The organism is Pseudomonas fluorescens, from assembly GCF_001708445.1.
In the GTDB taxonomy this organism is placed as follows: domain Bacteria; phylum Pseudomonadota; class Gammaproteobacteria; order Pseudomonadales; family Pseudomonadaceae; genus Aquipseudomonas; species Aquipseudomonas gorinensis.
Map to the genome: position 1 here is coordinate 3,102,070 of NZ_CP015637.1, position 15,547 is coordinate 3,117,616.

At 56.4% G+C, this 15,547-nt stretch carries 15 protein-coding genes and 1 tRNA gene; 8 read left to right on the top strand and 8 right to left on the bottom strand.

Annotated features, from left to right (window positions below):
- Window positions 1-53 precede the first annotated feature (53 nt).
- A complete protein-coding gene (locus A7317_RS13780; protein WP_069076057.1) occupies window positions 54-1,625 on the top strand; it encodes an aldehyde dehydrogenase (NADP(+)) in 1,572 nt (523 codons plus the stop codon).
- A 3-nt stretch (window positions 1,626-1,628) separates the two neighbouring features.
- Window positions 1,629-2,879, top strand: coding sequence for an NAD(P)/FAD-dependent oxidoreductase (locus A7317_RS13785; protein WP_069076058.1), 1,251 nt, complete (start codon window positions 1,629-1,631; stop codon window positions 2,877-2,879).
- Window positions 2,880-2,946: 67 nt separating this feature from the next.
- Here A7317_RS13785 and A7317_RS13790 read toward each other — a convergent pair whose 3' ends face one another.
- From A7317_RS13790 to A7317_RS30860, 3 genes are all read right to left on the bottom strand, one after another.
- The gene (locus A7317_RS13790; protein WP_069076059.1) at window positions 2,947-3,930 is read right to left on the bottom strand and encodes a GlxA family transcriptional regulator; all 984 of its coding nucleotides are present in this window, start codon (window positions 3,928-3,930) and stop codon (window positions 2,947-2,949) included.
- Between the two features lie 391 nt (window positions 3,931-4,321).
- Complete coding sequence (locus A7317_RS13795) at window positions 4,322-4,930, bottom strand: LysE family translocator (protein ID WP_069076060.1); 609 nt, start codon at window positions 4,928-4,930, stop codon at window positions 4,322-4,324.
- A 262-nt stretch (window positions 4,931-5,192) separates the two neighbouring features.
- Window positions 5,193-5,339 carry a hypothetical protein gene (locus A7317_RS30860; RefSeq protein ID WP_172831352.1) on the bottom strand — a complete coding sequence of 49 codons (147 nt, stop codon included), beginning with the start codon at window positions 5,337-5,339 and terminating at the stop codon, window positions 5,193-5,195.
- Between the two features lie 212 nt (window positions 5,340-5,551).
- Between A7317_RS30860 and A7317_RS13800 the strand changes: the two genes are divergently transcribed.
- Window positions 5,552-5,803 carry a hypothetical protein gene (locus A7317_RS13800; RefSeq protein ID WP_069076061.1) on the top strand — a complete coding sequence of 84 codons (252 nt, stop codon included), beginning with the start codon at window positions 5,552-5,554 and terminating at the stop codon, window positions 5,801-5,803.
- An 88-nt stretch (window positions 5,804-5,891) separates the two neighbouring features.
- Here the strand turns inward: A7317_RS13800 and A7317_RS13805 are convergent, their stop codons facing one another.
- Window positions 5,892-6,482: a hypothetical protein gene (locus A7317_RS13805; RefSeq protein WP_335718297.1), complete on the bottom strand. Its 591-nt coding sequence runs from the start codon at window positions 6,480-6,482 to the stop codon at window positions 5,892-5,894.
- 707 nt (window positions 6,483-7,189) lie between these two features.
- Here A7317_RS13805 and A7317_RS13810 point away from each other — a divergent pair.
- The 3 genes from A7317_RS13810 to A7317_RS30020 all read left to right on the top strand — a co-directional run bounded on the left by A7317_RS13810 (window position 7,190) and on the right by A7317_RS30020 (window position 10,517).
- Window positions 7,190-7,390, top strand: a complete 201-nt coding sequence (locus tag A7317_RS13810) for a hypothetical protein (protein WP_069076062.1) — start codon at window positions 7,190-7,192, stop codon at window positions 7,388-7,390.
- A gap of 370 nt (window positions 7,391-7,760) precedes the next feature.
- A complete protein-coding gene (locus A7317_RS13815) occupies window positions 7,761-8,249 on the top strand; it encodes a GNAT family N-acetyltransferase (RefSeq protein WP_069076063.1) in 489 nt (162 codons plus the stop codon).
- Window positions 8,250-9,140: 891 nt separating this feature from the next.
- Complete coding sequence (locus A7317_RS30020; RefSeq protein WP_081329210.1) at window positions 9,141-10,517, top strand: helix-turn-helix domain-containing protein; 1,377 nt, start codon at window positions 9,141-9,143, stop codon at window positions 10,515-10,517.
- 113 nt (window positions 10,518-10,630) lie between these two features.
- On the opposite strand, the gene A7317_RS30025 is transcribed toward A7317_RS30020, so the two are convergent.
- The 3 genes from A7317_RS30025 to A7317_RS13825 form a co-directional block, all read right to left on the bottom strand.
- Window positions 10,631-11,230: a DUF4145 domain-containing protein gene (locus A7317_RS30025; protein ID WP_081329209.1), complete on the bottom strand. Its 600-nt coding sequence runs from the start codon at window positions 11,228-11,230 to the stop codon at window positions 10,631-10,633.
- A gap of 551 nt (window positions 11,231-11,781) precedes the next feature.
- Window positions 11,782-11,855 (bottom strand) — tRNA-Cys (locus A7317_RS13820).
- A gap of 213 nt (window positions 11,856-12,068) precedes the next feature.
- Entirely contained in the window at window positions 12,069-14,357 is a 2,289-nt protein-coding gene (locus A7317_RS13825; protein ID WP_069076064.1) for an acylase, read from the bottom strand.
- A gap of 238 nt (window positions 14,358-14,595) precedes the next feature.
- Between A7317_RS13825 and A7317_RS13830 the strand changes: the two genes are divergently transcribed.
- The gene (locus A7317_RS13830) at window positions 14,596-14,976 is read left to right on the top strand and encodes a fe2+ zn2+ uptake regulation protein (protein WP_024075720.1); all 381 of its coding nucleotides are present in this window, start codon (window positions 14,596-14,598) and stop codon (window positions 14,974-14,976) included.
- A gap of 14 nt (window positions 14,977-14,990) precedes the next feature.
- Here the strand turns inward: A7317_RS13830 and A7317_RS13835 are convergent, their stop codons facing one another.
- Window positions 14,991-15,185 carry a hypothetical protein gene (locus A7317_RS13835; protein ID WP_017846379.1) on the bottom strand — a complete coding sequence of 65 codons (195 nt, stop codon included), beginning with the start codon at window positions 15,183-15,185 and terminating at the stop codon, window positions 14,991-14,993.
- A 188-nt stretch (window positions 15,186-15,373) separates the two neighbouring features.
- Here A7317_RS13835 and A7317_RS31295 point away from each other — a divergent pair, with 188 nt between their 5' ends.
- Window positions 15,374-15,508, top strand: a complete 135-nt coding sequence (locus A7317_RS31295; protein WP_024075722.1) for a hypothetical protein — start codon at window positions 15,374-15,376, stop codon at window positions 15,506-15,508.
- The last annotated feature ends 39 nt before the right edge of the window (window positions 15,509-15,547 follow it).

The following is a 15,547-nucleotide window of genomic DNA, read 5'->3' on the forward strand; positions in this document are numbered from 1 at the left end:
TGCGCCGCTGCGGTTCCTGCAGCGGCCAACCCTCTGTTTTCCAGGATGATCCCATGACTCTGACGGGCAAGATGCTGATAGGCCGGCAACCCCTTTGCGGCACGCGCGAGGCGATCCGGGCCATCAATCCCGCTACCCACACGCCAATGGAGCCGGCCTACGCCGGCGGTGAACGCCAACAGGTTGAGCAAGCCTGCGCCCTCGCCTGGGCGGCGTTCGACAGCTACCGCGAAACCACCCTGGCCGATCGCGCCACATTTCTCGACACCATCGCCGAGCGCATCGAGGCCCTGGGGGACGAATTGATCGAACGCGCGAGCGCCGAAACCGGCCTGCCGCGCCCGCGCATACAGGGCGAACGCGCGCGCACCTGCGGGCAGCTGCGCACGTTTGCGCGCTGCGTACGTGCCGGGGAATGGCTGGACGTACGCGTAGACACGGCACAACCGGAGCGCCAGCCAATGGCCCGCCCCGACCTGCGTCAGCGCCACATCCCACTGGGGCCGGTCGCGGTGTTTGGCGCGAGCAATTTCCCCCTGGCCTTCTCTGTCGCGGGCGGCGACACCGCGTCGGCACTGGCCGCCGGTTGCCCGGTGATCGTCAAGGCCCATGGCGCCCACCCCGGCACCAGTGAGCTGGTCGGCCGCGCAGTTGCCCAGGCCGTTAACGACTGCGGCCTGCCCGAGGGCGTGTTTTCGTTGCTGTACGGCTCCGGTCACGAGGTCGGGATCACGCTGGTGACCGACCCGCGCATCAAGGCCGTAGGCTTTACCGGTTCGCGCAGTGGCGGTATGGCGCTGACCCAGGCAGCGCAGGCACGGCCGGAGCCGATTCCGGTGTATGCGGAAATGAGTTCGATCAACCCGGTGTACCTGTTTCCTGCCGCGCTGCAAGCCCGGGGCGAAGCCTTGGCACAGGGGTTTGTTGCGTCGCTGACCCAGGGGGCGGGCCAGTTTTGTACCAACCCCGGCCTGGTGATTGCGGTTCAAGGTGCCGCCCTGGACCGCTTCGTCAACAGGGTCAGCGAGCTACTGCCGCGCAGCCCGGCCCAGACCATGCTCACTGCGGGGATTTTCAGTGCCTATGCAGAGGGCGTCGAGGCATTGACCCGCCACGCCCGGCTCGTTGCGCAGGGCCAGGCGGCGCAAGGTCCGAATCAAGGCCAGGCCCATCTGTTCCTGGCCTCGGCCGACGCGTTCCTGGGCAACGCCCATTTGCAGGCCGAAGTCTTCGGCGCCACTTCGCTGGTGGTGGCGTGCGCCGATGAGGAGCAAGTACGCCGGGTATCCGAACACCTCGAAGGCCAACTCACCGCGACCCTGCACCTGGATGAAGACGACCTGGTGCCTGCACGCACGCTGCTGCCGGTATTGGAGCGCAAGGCCGGTCGCCTGCTGGTCAACGGCTGGCCGACGGGGGTCGAAGTGTGCGACGCCATGGTCCATGGCGGCCCCTTCCCCGCCACCTCGGACTCGCGCAGCACCTCGGTGGGCACGGCGGCAATCCTGCGATTCCTGCGCCCGGTGTGCTACCAGGATTTCCCGGACAGCTTGCTGCCGACCGCACTCCAGCACAGCAACCCGCTGCTGTTGCGGCGCCTGCTCGACGGCCGGAGAGAGGCGTAGACCATGGCCGATTCCAACCCAACGGATATCGCCATCGTCGGCGCCGGCATCATTGGCGTCGCCTGCGCCTTGCAGTTGGCGCGCCAGGGCCGCCAGGTGGTGGTGATCGACCCACAGGACCCCGGCATGGGGGCCTCCTATGGCAATGCCGGCCACCTGGCCACCGAACAAGTGTTCCCCATTGCCGACCTGTCGATCCTCAAGCGCCTGCCCGCCATGCTGCTGGACCCCATGGGCCCACTGCGCCTGGACTGGAAATACCTGCCCCGCGCCCTGCCCTGGTTCGCACGCCTGCTGTTGAACCTGCGCCCGGCCAGCTACCAGCGCACCGTGGCCGGTATTCGTGCGCTCAATGAAGGTAGCCTCGGCGCCTGGCAGCGCCTGCTCGACAGCATCGCGCAGCCGCAGTTACTGCGCCAGGACGGCTCGTTGCTGGTGTTCGAGCGGGCCGCTTCGCGCGCGACGCTCGAGGCGCTGCGCCAGCGCATGCAACAACAAGGCGTGCCCGTGGATGTGTGGTCAAGTGCCGATATACGCCGCGCCGCGCCACAGCTGAGCGAGCAGCTCCTGGGCGGGTTGTTTTTTCCGGCGACAGGGCACTTTCTCGACCCTTACCAGGTGGTCTGCGCATTAGTCAGCGCCGCCCAGGCCAGCGGCGTGCAGTTCCTCAAGCGGCGGGGGCTGGATGGACGGGTTGACGCCCAGGGCGTGTCGCTGAGCACCGACCAAGGCCCGTTGGCCGCGCGCCAGGTCTTGATCGCCTGCGGTGCCCACTCGGCAAAACTCACCGCCGCGCTGACCGGTAAAAAAGTCCCGCTGGACACCGAGCGTGGCTATCACCTGATGCTGCCCCAGGAACACGGGCGACTGCCATTCGCCGTCACCTCCCTGGAGCGCAAGTTCATCATGACCCCCATGGCTGGCGGCTTGCGCCTGGCCGGCACCGTCGAATTCGCCGGCCTCGAGCGCCCGGCCAACATGCAGCGCGCCTGGCAATTGCAACGGCTGAGCGAAGGCTTGTTTCGCCAGGCCTTGAACGCGCAGGACGCCACACCCTGGATGGGGTTCAGGCCATCGTTGCCGGATTCGCTGCCCGTGATTGACCGGGTGTGCGATGGCAAGGTGTTGTTGGCGTTTGGGCATCAGCATTTGGGGTTGACGCAGGCCGCGGTAACGGCGGAGTGGGTGGTGCGACTGGCTTCAGCGCCGGCGACACTCTCCGGCATGGACGCCTATCGACTGGATCGCTTTTGAGAACACTCGCCGGGCGGGCGTCTTCCCAGGTGGCGTCGCCGCCTGACTGCACATCGCCTGCGTCAGGCTACTTGACCAAGCGCTTTTCCTTGGAGGGGCGGTATCCAAAATACGCGCTATAACACTTGCTGAAATGACTCGGCGACACAAACCCGCATGCCACCAGCACATCCACCTGGGACAGCTCGGTGTGCTGCAACAAACGCCGTGCCTCGGTCACGCGCAGTTCCATGTAATAGCGCTGCGGCGTGGTGCCCAGTTGCTCCTTGAACAGCCGTTCGAGCTGGCGACGGGAGCGGCCGACATAGACAGCGAGTTGGTCGAGCTCAAGGGGCTCTTCAAGGTTGGCGTCCATCAGCTTGACCACTTCGCGTAGCGGCGCGCTGACGCAGACGTTTTCCGTCGGTTTGATGCGCCGGTAGCGCGATTCTTCAAACGCGAGGATGTCTTCGATACCTTCGACCAGGGCTTTGCCGTGCAGGCCCTTGATCCAGTCGAGGGCCATATGGAAGGCACCGGAGGGGCTGGAAGCGGTGAGGCGGTCGCGGTCGATGACGTAGGGTTCGCTGGTGACATGGGTGGCCTTGGACACTTCCGCAAGTGCCGGGCGATGTTCGGGGTGGATCGCGCAACGATAGCCCTGCAACAGGCCGGCGCGGCCGAGGAACCAGGCGCCGTTCCACAACCCGGCGAGGCTGACACCCTGCTCGGCGGCGGTGCGCAGCAGGTGGATGAAATCGTCGTTGGCCTTGAGTTCGGTGCGCAAGCCACCGCAGATCACCAACAGCTCCAGCGCCTGCAGCGCCGCGATATCAAGGCACGCGTCGGGGCGGATCACCAGGCCCAGGTCACTGATGACTTCGCCCTCGTCGCAGCCAAAAGTGCGCGAGGCAAACAGTTCAGGGCGCAACAGGTTGGCGGTGACGAAGGTGTCGAGGGTCTGGGTAAATGCCGGCAAAGAGAAGTGTTCCAGCAGCAAGAAGCCGACGCGGGTGACCGACGCCGGCTGCTGGGAGGGATCATCGAGGTAGCGCAAGTTCTTGCCTTTCATGCCGCCGCTGAATTGACGTCTTTCCATCGAGGGTTGGCCCACTGTTATTGTTGATGCCGTGGGCGCCATCTTAAGGGGCAAATGCGGCGGCTGTCTCAGTCGGTACACTACGGCCGGCGCTGTACCAAGGTGCGCTGGGTCTCTGATCTTGTTAAAACCGGGCCCTTGGAAAGCCCGTGGCACAGCCTTACAAACGCATCTGATACGGTTTTTTCGTCGTCATCTGGGTCTGTATCGAAAACCGCCCGGGGCGGACAATGGCACACATCCCGACACTTCTGTCGCTCCCCTTCCCTTCGGAGGCCTTATGACCAAGATGGCACTTTTCCTGTTCGGCTTTTTGGTACTGACCATCGGCATCGGCCTGTTGGCGACCATTTCGCCGGTCTGATCAACTGGCAAACAGCATCGGATACAGTGATAGCACCAACAAACCCGCCATCGACAGGTTGAACAACCGCAACCAGCGTGACTCGCGCAACACATTGCGCAGGCCCGTGCCGCAGCCCACCCACACGCACACACTGGGCAGGTTGACCACGGCAAAGACCAGCGCAATCACCAGCACGTTGGTGACATAGCCCTCGACCGGCGTGTAGGTGGTGATGGCTCCCAGCGCCATGATCCACGCCTTGGGGTTGACCCACTGGAACGCCGCCGCCCCCAGGAAGGTCATGGGCGTGCCGTGCTCATCACTGCTTTCGGACATGCCGCCCGCGGTCGCGATCTTCCACGCCAGGTACAGCAGGTACGCCGCGCCCACATAGCGCAACAGCGTGTAGGCCCAAGGGAATAGCTTGAACACCTCGCCCAGGCCCAGGCCGACCGAAATCACCAGCAGCATGAAGCCGATACTGATCCCCAGCGCATGGGGCATCGAGCGACGAAAGCCGAAGTTGACGCCCGAGGCGAGTAGCATGGTGTTATTCGGACCGGGCGTGATCGAAGAAACGAAGGCAAACAGCACAAAGGCCGATAACAGGCTGGTCGACATAAACATGATGGGCATCCAAACGGGCGGTATGCCTGCGACGATAATGGGTTATGGGGCCCGTTGCCCCGTACAGCCAGGGGTAGATCGAGGCGTACAATTTGATGGCAGCGCTTTCACAAACCTTTCACAGGCAAGCGCCTAAGTTGAACCCAGCTCCTAGTGAACATCCCCTTTAGCCCGCTCTCCCCATCGCGGGCTTTTCTTTGCCTTGGATTTGGCCGATGCAAAAAAAAGAGGCAAGCCCTTGGCCTGCCTCCATTGCCTGCTATCAGCGCAAGCCAGGACCACCAGGCCCGCCAGGACCATGGCCACCGCCATGACCGCCGCCGCCCGGAGGCATGAACATCCAGCAACCGGACAAGGTCGACAGCAGCGCGATAACCACAACTGCCTTGGTTAGATAACTTAACTTCATGACCACACTCTCTTACTTGACGAGATTAACTTCTCGCACGGTATGACAGCGCAAAACAAAGTGCGTCACGACTATCGTGTAACCTGATGGTAGGGTTTGTAAGGTGGGCGGTACACACTGCCCACCCACAGCTTGAGTGTCGCTGTATGCGTCACCGGGTAAGAACATGCCTGGAATTCGAGGAACTTGAACGGCACCGACCGGAGAATTAAATGGAAGAACTGATACAGGGGCTCGACGGGCCCAGGACTGCTCAGCAAGAACTGTTTTACGACCTGGAAGATGCGGCAGCGGTGATTGGATGGTCAGTGGTTGAACTGACAGCGATAGCCGCAAGCGGCAAAACCCCGGCTGAGGCGCAAGCGCTGATGAGAATATGCGCGCTGCTGGCGGCTCAGCAGGAAAAGCTCAGTGTGTACGCGGATGAAGTAAAAGACCAATGCATCCTCAGGCCCGACGCCTGACTGGGATGCGAGTGCAACTGGGCAGTGCCAGGAGGGGCATGCACCCTTCACTTGTCCAGATTCAATAGTTCGTGCATCCGCTCCCCTATCATCCCCCGCAACCAGGCTGCATGAAACTCCATTTCTTCCAGAGAACTACCTTCAGCCAATCGATATTCGGACACATTGCCCTTCGGTCCCTGGCATACGACGCTGAAATGGCCATGGCGATCAAACATGGCGACCACGTAGGGCAGATATAAATGATGTCGCTGAATGGCACCCGCACTTCGATGGGTTTACGGACGCGATGGGTGACAGTGAGTGTAAGGAGCTGCTGGTTTTCGTCGAACGTAAAGGCCTGCACTCGAGGCGCGGAGGAAGCCCAGGCAAGCATCACCCCCATGAGCACCGCTGTGCCAAGCAGGGGCAGGATAAGCCACGACTCTGTAAAACTCGTCCCATGACTGGGCGGCACACCTTGCATGGCTTCAAGGCCGAGAATAACCAACATCACCAGCCCGTAGCCCGGCAACAGCAAAAGCAACCCCACGAAGAAACCAAAAAGGCCCAGACCAGTGCTGCCAACGACCGGTATATTCGGGCCGTAATGCCAGATAGGTGGATGGGCGGCGGGGGTTTCACTGCCTGGTGCGGCTAAAGGCGTTGCGACGAGGTGAGGCGGGCTTTGACGATTCATCCAGCAGGCTCCAGGAATGCAGCACAGACGTTATCACTGCTGACCCTTGAAAAGGGCGGCGCCACGAAATCGTCAGTGAAAACGTCGCCCGATCGACGAACAAGGCAAAACGGCGCTAAGGAAGCAGCTTGAACGTGAACACGTGGTACTTTTTTTGCCACGTTAGAGCCGTGGTCGACCGCTTTGCCGTCGAGCTGCAATCAACTACTGAATGTATGTTCGCATGCGTTGCATTTGTAATTGTCCAAGATGTATTCATCTACGGCTTTCCCTGCCACTGCTCCCGCCGTAGCACCGACTGCCAAGCCACCTAAAAAACCGATCACACCGCCAACGAGCGTCCCAACCCCAGGAAACAGGGCGCTGCCTATCGCCGCACCAGCAGCGGCGCCTTCCCCCCCGCCTGCTACTGCTCCTATCCCACCGGCTACGGCTCCAACGCCTCCTGCGACTTTCGTCCCGATATTTCTTTTCTGTGTTTTATCAGAACCACAACTTGGGCATGTGACTGGCATGTGACTTCCTTGGCGATTTAGTTTTTCGTTGGTTGCGAATTTTTAACGGACGAACAGTTCGAGGTGCAGATAAGTGAACGCCAGATGACGCCGATCGAACCGCAGCGTGGTGACCCAAGAATGAAGATCAGGTCTTCAGTGTTCGGTCCCATCTCTCGACATCATCCCAAGTGATCGGCTGATGATTTTCTCTTGCTCACCAGCGACATAGGCTACTATTTCGCCATCATGGTGTCCACGGATCGCGCTTGGCCGATGCTGTTGAAACAGTCGGTTTTTCAGAACACGGTGGAATGGGGCGATCAAAGCGCCTCTTCCGTACGTTTCCACGTGAAATCTCAGCCTAAAGGCGCTGCCAACATTCAAAATTTCAATCTTCGATGCATGCTTTGATGCCTCAAGAACTGCCGCCGACTTTTTCAACACAATCGGCCATTAGCGGACGCTTAGGCTCCTCAGCCTTGAAAATCGCGGCCAATAAAAAACCCCGTAGACGTTAATCTACGGGGTTTTCAAGAGTGGAGGCCGAGGTTGGAATCGAACCGGCGCAGGCGGATTTGCCCTCCATGAATAACTTTAATACTTTCAATAAATCAATGACAACTCAGTTCCGCAAACGCCATTCACTGCACATCAGACACAAACCAATAACAACTTAACAACTTAACAACTTAACAACTTAACAACAATATTTTACAAGCATAAAATTAAAACCCAATGCTAAAGTAAAACCTTTGAAATATGCACAAAGGTAAAACAATTTATGCTCGAAAAATCATTTTCAAAAAAGTCAAAAATTACTTTTAGAAGAATATCTTCGAAAACCGTATGGGATGTCTGCCAGCTCAGCAATACGTTGTCTCCTGAGCAACGCGACATGGTGGCAGATAACGGAGACTCAATTGCTGAAGCACACTTTTCAGAAAACGCCTGGTTTCGTTCCATTTATGCCGACGAAACTTTAGTTGGTTTTGTCATGCTGCATATAGGCGCTGACTACGACGAAGACATTGATTATCCCGGCGCCATGTTAACGCGGTTGATGATCGCAGGCCCCTATCAAAGGCTTGGATTCGCCAACGCAGCCCTGCAAATGCTGATTAATGATCTGAAAATACGAGGTTTCAGCGAGCTGCGAGTAGGTTATGGTCAAGGTGAAGGAAGTCCCGAAAAGTTTTATGAAAAACTTGGATTCAAGCCAACAGGTAGAATACTTGGGGAAGACGAGGTAGAAGCATTCATTAAATTCTAGACACAATAGTACAATCACATTAATTAGATATCTGCCAGGCAGACGAATCTAAAGCTCAATCTAAAACTGCGAGAGACAGATCGATAAAACGCCTGTCGTAAGGCGGAACACCATTTTATCGATCAGCCCCCTGCTTCGCTGTAAACACGCCCTTCACATATTGCGATCAATCCCACCGGCGCTGGGGAGGATCTGCAGCAGCTATGGCAGTCGGTGTGCGCCGGCGGACGGCCAAAAGCCGCCAGTGAGATTGCTCTCGAGCATGCAAGCAGACTGCTCGGCCACTCTTGCCAAGAGATCACAAAGAAGATCTATCAACGTGTAGGAAAGATCGTAAAACCCAAGAAATAAGGAGGGATGGCAGAACACTTAGCAAATCCCAGGCAATAAAAAACCCCGTAGACGCTAATCTACGGGGTTTCTAAGAGTGGAGGCCGAGGTCGGAATCGAACCGGCGTAGGCGGATTTGCAATCCATAAATATTTCTATATTTATCAGCAGCCCACATAACAATCAATTCCGCATCCCAATATTTACACGGCGCTGGAGCCTTCTAAAATCGGGCAGATCTATTTCGGTTGCGGATTGGATTTTCCACGCTTCGTCGCCTAAAGTCGGGTAGCCCTGTCACGCCTTCCGTGCAAAGGTCGTAGAGAGGGGTTTAGAAATCAGCTCGCCTTGGAGGCATCGACAATAGAGCCCACGCTAAGAGTGGAATAGCGTAGTTCACCAAAGCTAGGCGACAATTTTCACGGAGCACTGAGAGCTATGGGGAAAATGCTGGGCGTATCAGGCAAGGAAATGATCATCTGGCAAGGTTAGAAACCAGCTAGAAGGCGACAATACATTAGCCTGCTGATTAAAGTAAAATTAAGCAAGGAAGGTAAGTAGATGAATCTAGATGAATTCCTGAAGGCTCCCCGCGAGAGCTTGAATATCGAACTTAAGGCTTGGATTGACCCCGCCACACCAGAGGGAAAAGCCAAGATCGTGAAGGCGGCGATTGCGCTTAGAAACTTTAACGGTGGGTACTTAGGTATCGGAGTTTCTGATGACGGCATTCCTCTATCCGAACTAGCTCCTGAAAATGTGGATGAGCAATTCCATCAAGATACTATTCAAGCACTTATAGCCCGCCACTCCTCAGAGTCTTTTGAAGTATCTGTAGAATTTGGAATATTTAACGGGACCAAATTCCCCTTCATAACCATTCCCCCAGGAGTCCGCACTCCTGTCGCGGCTAAACTTGGTATCAACGACCCAAACATCCAGGCTAAAGAACTAGTCAAAAAAGACACAGTTTACGTACGCACACTAGCAGCCAATCACACTCCTAGTTCCGCTGCCGCGCAGTTTAGTGACTGGCCGCAGATCATGAATGTTTGTTTTGATAATAGGGAAGCGGACATCGGAAACTTTGTTAGACGTCATCTTTCAGGACTGGATATTCCTCGTCTACTATCCCAAATTAGTGGAGATTTTCTAGAGCCCGAGACAGCAGTAGTCGACGTATTTCTAAATGAGTGCCACCAACGATTTCTCGAGATAAAAAAAGCTGACGATGCTATAGATTTAGGCAAAGGTCGTTTCGAAGTTGCAGTCGTTATAAAGTGCGCTGCGGAGCGCGAAGCGGGAAGCGCTGACGATAACTTTTTATCCTCTTTTATCTATGCAAATCCCGGGCTTAACGGTTGGCCTTTGTGGTTAGACAGTCGAGCCTTTTCAGACCCTAGATCTAGACCAAGAACTCGCGCTGGCGGCTACGAGGTGCTCATCGAAGATTATGAAGGGTCTTTCATATTACCTCATTTAGACTTTTGGAGAGCGGAACCACCTGGACGTTTTTATCATTACCGAGTGCTATGGGATGACTTAGTCGCTATTAAAAATGGCACTAACCCCAACGAATTTTTAGCGATAGATATTGCAATCAGGACTGTAACAGAAGCGATTTCAGTAGCTATGTCCTTTGCCAAATCAATGGCTTTTCCAGAAAATGAAACCACTCTAGAATTTGCTTTTCGCTGGAGCGGCCTAGAAGGCAGACAGCTCAACTCATACAACTCGTTACGTTATATTTCGCCGGGAAGATTAAGTGGGGACGACCAGGTACTAACTCATGCAAACATCCCTCTTGACATCGCGCCATCTTCGATACCCTCATTAATTCCAGAAATTGTATCTGAACTTTTTAGCTCTTTTAACGGAATGACGCTTTCGAAAAATGTAATAGAGGAAATAGCTTTAGAGTTATTACAGAAGAAATAGTTATTCACCGGAGTTCAGTTACCAATATATACCCTCGCTATCTACTTCCCAAGCCGATAACGAGGATTCGGTTCCTTTAACCCGCCCCACTACTTCCAAGCTCCCTACCGCAATTATTTTTTCGCACTGCGTTCGACAAATCTATTAAACTTAGTATTCAATACAAATACGTACTCACATATAGCACTACTGAAATCCAGTAAATCTTTTGCATCTTCTTTGGATATCTTCTCACTACTAGCATGCGCTCCAATATTTCTATGTTTTCTCAACGCCTCCCCCCACTCAAACAGCCTTGTATCAATTACTTCAGCCTCCTTTAATTCTTTCAACCCACCTGCTAACGTTTTATTTTTTGTTTTATGGTGCATACATAAGCCTTCGATAGTCCTCCCACACATCACTGCACATGCGCTATACGCTTTAGCCTTAAAGCAGAGCCTTGCCTCTATAAGTGAAATACTTGCTACTTCAGGAATCTCACGATCAACACTCGCATCTTGTGGTGGCCACAACCGATGTAAATCATCCCATTCCCAATCATCGTACCCAACTTGTATCTTCTCCGTAATTCCTAACAGAGCCGACTTACATACTGGACATTGAACCAACACTCTTTTACAAGGAAAAGGATAATCGGGGTCGTTATCGTAAACCTCCCCTTTCTCTATTCCATCTACTTTTGACTCACAATGATTGCATTCAATTATCATGATTAATCTTTGCATCCTTAGAGTAAATTAATTTGTTTTTATCCCCAAACATAGATTTACGAAAAAGTACTGACGGCGAATCCCATTGCGATGGTATTAACTACATAGAGAATAACAGATAAGTATGCAATCGTTAGATAACAGGGTGGCCAATTTACATCTGCTTGAGCAGCCCACGCCGCTTTTCCGTGACCCGGATGATGGATTGGGCATAGCCTTCCCTCAATGCCCTAGCCCACCTAGCTAAAACACCGAAAATTCTTCGCCTTGTAGCACTGCCAACATTCAAGATTTCAATCTCCGACGCATACTTTGATGCCTCAAAAACTGCCGCCGAGGTTTTCAACAGAATCGACCGTTAATGGACGTTTAGGCTCCTTAGTCTCGAGCACAATCCCACGTCCAACCGAGGAGAGGCATACCAATAACGGCGTCTTGAATTTCCGTAAAAAGGTAGGGTTGCGGAAGCGATCCGAAAAATTGCGGAAGCGATGACCAAATCGCAGACAATAAAAAACCCCGTAGACGTTAATCTACGGGGTTTTCAAGAGTGGAGGCCGAGGTCGGAATCGAACCGGCGTAGGCGGATTTGCAATCCGCTGCATAACCATTTTGCTACTCGGCCTCAAACGATCAATGCCGTTGTTGCTGACATTCACCGTATAAAAACATGAGTGGGCTATAAAACCCTGCCTCTACTCTAACTCATTGAATACATTGAAGTTTTTAACGCTTCATTGCGTTCGATGGGCGCCATTATGTACTCATTTGCTTATGCCTGCAACCCCTTGATTTCAAAAAATATTCTGCCCAGTCATCAAGGGGTTGCGTGTGCGCCCTACTCCTTGATGACCTGTTCCCGGTACTGCGGGTCGGCCTTTATTTGCGCTTCGGTGAATGGCAGCGGGCGGAGTTTTTTCTCGGAGAATGCTTGGGTCTGGTCCTTGGCATAGTTGGACGCGGGGTTGCTGGACTGGGAGAACGCGAGCACGCCCAATGCGTTCGGCCCCTGGTCGTCGAAGCTGACGATTTGCAGGTAACTGCTGCCGCTGACCACTTCGCGTTTGCCATCGGCCCTTGGCACGGTTTGCATGGCGTTATAGATGCCGAGCGCTTGCGGGCCGCCGTGAATGGGGGTTTGCCCGGAGACTTGGATATCGCCCCAGCGGCTGTTGGCGCTGAGACCGAGCCCGGCGACTTCAGTTGCAGAGGCCAGCATGGCTTCGCGCAAGGCCTTGGCAACGTCGGGGCGGTCGATGGCGAGGCCACGGGGGGTGGTCAATGGTTCGGCCGGGTCGAAAGCCACGCGCCAGGCATCGGGGGTTTGTTGCAGGTGCTCCGCCAGGTTGATGAAGTGCACCAGGCCCAGGCCGCTGTCGAGGTTGGCGTGCCGGTCCCAGTGTTTGAGGCTGGTACACAGCGGTTGCAACGCGACAGCATCGCTGCCCAGTTGCGTGGCGCAGTATTCCAGCAGGTCGGGCATGATTTGGCCCGCCACATACACTTCGTTGTCCATGACCATGTTGTGCAGGTCCGCAACCGTGATCGGCCGTTGCTCCAGGGATTGCAGGCGCTGCACGGCGAAGCGCGCGCGCGGGCCGAGGCCGATGTGGTCCTGGCTGATCACTGGAGAGAAGCCGGTCAAGGGCGCCTTGGGGTTGGCCATCCAGGCCGAGTCGTTGGCGTGTTGCACGTAGTCGGTGCGCTCCAGTTGCGGCAGTTGGGCGGCGGCGAAGATGCCCGGTTGCGCGGCATGCGGGTCGATGTCCCAGGCGCAGGCGCTGCGGGCGCCGTCGAGGATGATAAATTGCAGGCCGGCCCGCGGGTCGCTGCATTGGGCGAGTTTGGCGGCGCTGACGTTGGGCACCACCGACAGGTTCATGTACAGGCTCTGGCCCTGATCATCGGCGGCCACGGTGTTGACCCACGGGATACCTTGCAGGGTGTGCACCGAGGTTTGCAGTGCCTTGAGGCTGGGGGCGCGGTTCATCGCGTACCACTGTTGCAGCACGCGGTCATTGCCCAGGTTGGCGTCGCGCAGGCTGAAGGCGTGCTGGCTGTCCCAATCCAGCTTGCCGGGCCATTGCACCACGGGGCCGAAGCTCGAACTGTAGACCGTACGGGACACGGCCTTGAGGCTGCCGTCGGCCTGTTTGACTTGCACCGTCACCGAGGTTTTCGCCAGGGGGATGGATTGACCGTCCAGCAGGTAGCGCGTGGAATCCTTGGGGTCGAGGGTCAGTCGGTACAGGGTGAAGTGTTTGGACGTGTCGACCGTATGGGTCCAGGCCACATGCTGGTTGAAACCGATGTTGATCACCGGCAGACCCGGCAGCGCCGCGCCCATCACATCCAGTTGGCCGGGGATGGTCAGGTGCATCTGGTAAAAACGCATGCCGCCCACCCAGGGGAAATGCGGGTTGGCCAGCAGCATGCCACGACCATTAAATGAACGATCACGGCCCACCGCGACGGCGTTGCTGCCGCGATCGAGACTGAAGCGCTGCTGCTGGGCCGCCGCCAGTTCAAACGCACTTGCGCGACGCTGCACGCTGGCGGTGGCCTGGGGTGGTGCCGCACCAACCAGGGCTTCGGCGAATTGGCCAACGCCGCCTTCAACCAGCAGCCTGCGGGTCAGCTTCACCAGATCTTCCACCACCAGCGGCCGCACCCACCCGGCCTGGCATGGCGCCGGGGCGCCCTGCTCTTTGAGATAGCGGTTGTAGCCGGCCACATAACCTTCGATGCGTTGGCGGATCGCCGGGCTCTGCGCGTTCCAGAAGGCGGCTACGGCCTCGGGGGTATTCAGCCAGGTGAAGAACACATCGCTGGCGAGGTTGTTGCGTTCTTCCAGGGTCGCCTGTTCCGGGCCGAAGAACCGCGCGCGCTGGCCATTGACGGTGACCACTTCATTGGCCAGCAGGCACAGGTTGTCCTGGGCGTAGGCGTAACCGATGCCAAACCCCAGGCCGCGCTCATCACTGGCGCGGATGTGCGGCACGCCGAAGCTGGTGCGCCGGATATCGGCGGACGCCTGCGCCACCTGCTCGCGCGCCGATGCAGCCAGACTCAAGCCCAGCATCAGTCCCGCCACGCACATCCTGGACAACCGGTTGGAAATAATCACACAGACTCCACAGTCAAATTGAACACCCTTGCCTGGGGTCATTCCCCCACCGTAAGGACGCAACAGACCGTGAATAATTTAGCGACGAAGTCCGTTCATTGAACGCGACTGCGTTGTGACAAAACCGATACCGACAAATTTTCTACATGCGGCACTTCATGATTTCGCTCACTCGTTCGTCTTATTGAATAAGAGCGCCATCATTTTCCTGATCAGGCTCTGATAAGGAGTTTTTTGCATGTACAACTCGCAACTGCCCACGGACGGACACTCAACGACCGCCGATGCCACGTTTGGCAGCGGCGTACAAGCCTTCGGCAAAGCGCCAGAGCAGCAAGGCAACCAACGAATTCGGCATTTACTCAAGTGTTTCGGCTTGCGCACCAGCCTGATCCGGCTGAAGGTCATCGACGCCCTGCTCACGGCCGCCGCCCACCAGCGCACCCTCGGGGTACGCGGCGTGCACAGCCACTTGCTGGAACTGGGCATCCCTTTGTCGTTCCTCAGCGTGCGTGAGGTACTCAAGCGCCTGTGCAGCGAGGGCGTGATCACCCTCAATGCCGATAAAAGCTACAGCCTCCATGAAGAGGCTGCCAAAGTGCTCGAAGGCCGCGCCTGACTCGACGACGTCAATCAGAAGTTAGGCTTGACCTTACGACGCATCACGCCATTGATCACCACCACGGTGACCGCCACGGCAATGGCGATGTACTGGAACGTTTTTTCGCTGATAACCCCGGTGTTCTGCAGGTAGGACAGGCCAAACATCGTCCCCAGTACCACCAGGGAGATCAGGATTGAATATTTCAAGCGTTGCTTTTGGGTCATGACGGGTTCCTGAACCTTGAGAATGTATCCACTTTGTATCGCCGAACATGCCAGGCACATACCCGATGACGGGGATGGAATGGGGTCGGCAGGGTCTCATGTTACAGGCGATGAAAAGCTTTGGCTTGTTCGATGCTTTTATTGAGCCGGCCTGATGTCACCCCGTGAGAACCCTGGAGGATTTTGAAATGTTCCGTCGAATCACCTGGCTGATTCCCCTGCTGATCATGCTGAGCATGAGCGGCTGCATCATATTCCCCCACGGCGGCGGCTGGCATGACCACCGCTATGAAGGTGGCGGGCCGGGTTACTACCATCGCTGAGGGGCAGGTTCCCGCCTATCCGTTTCTGCGGTAACGGCG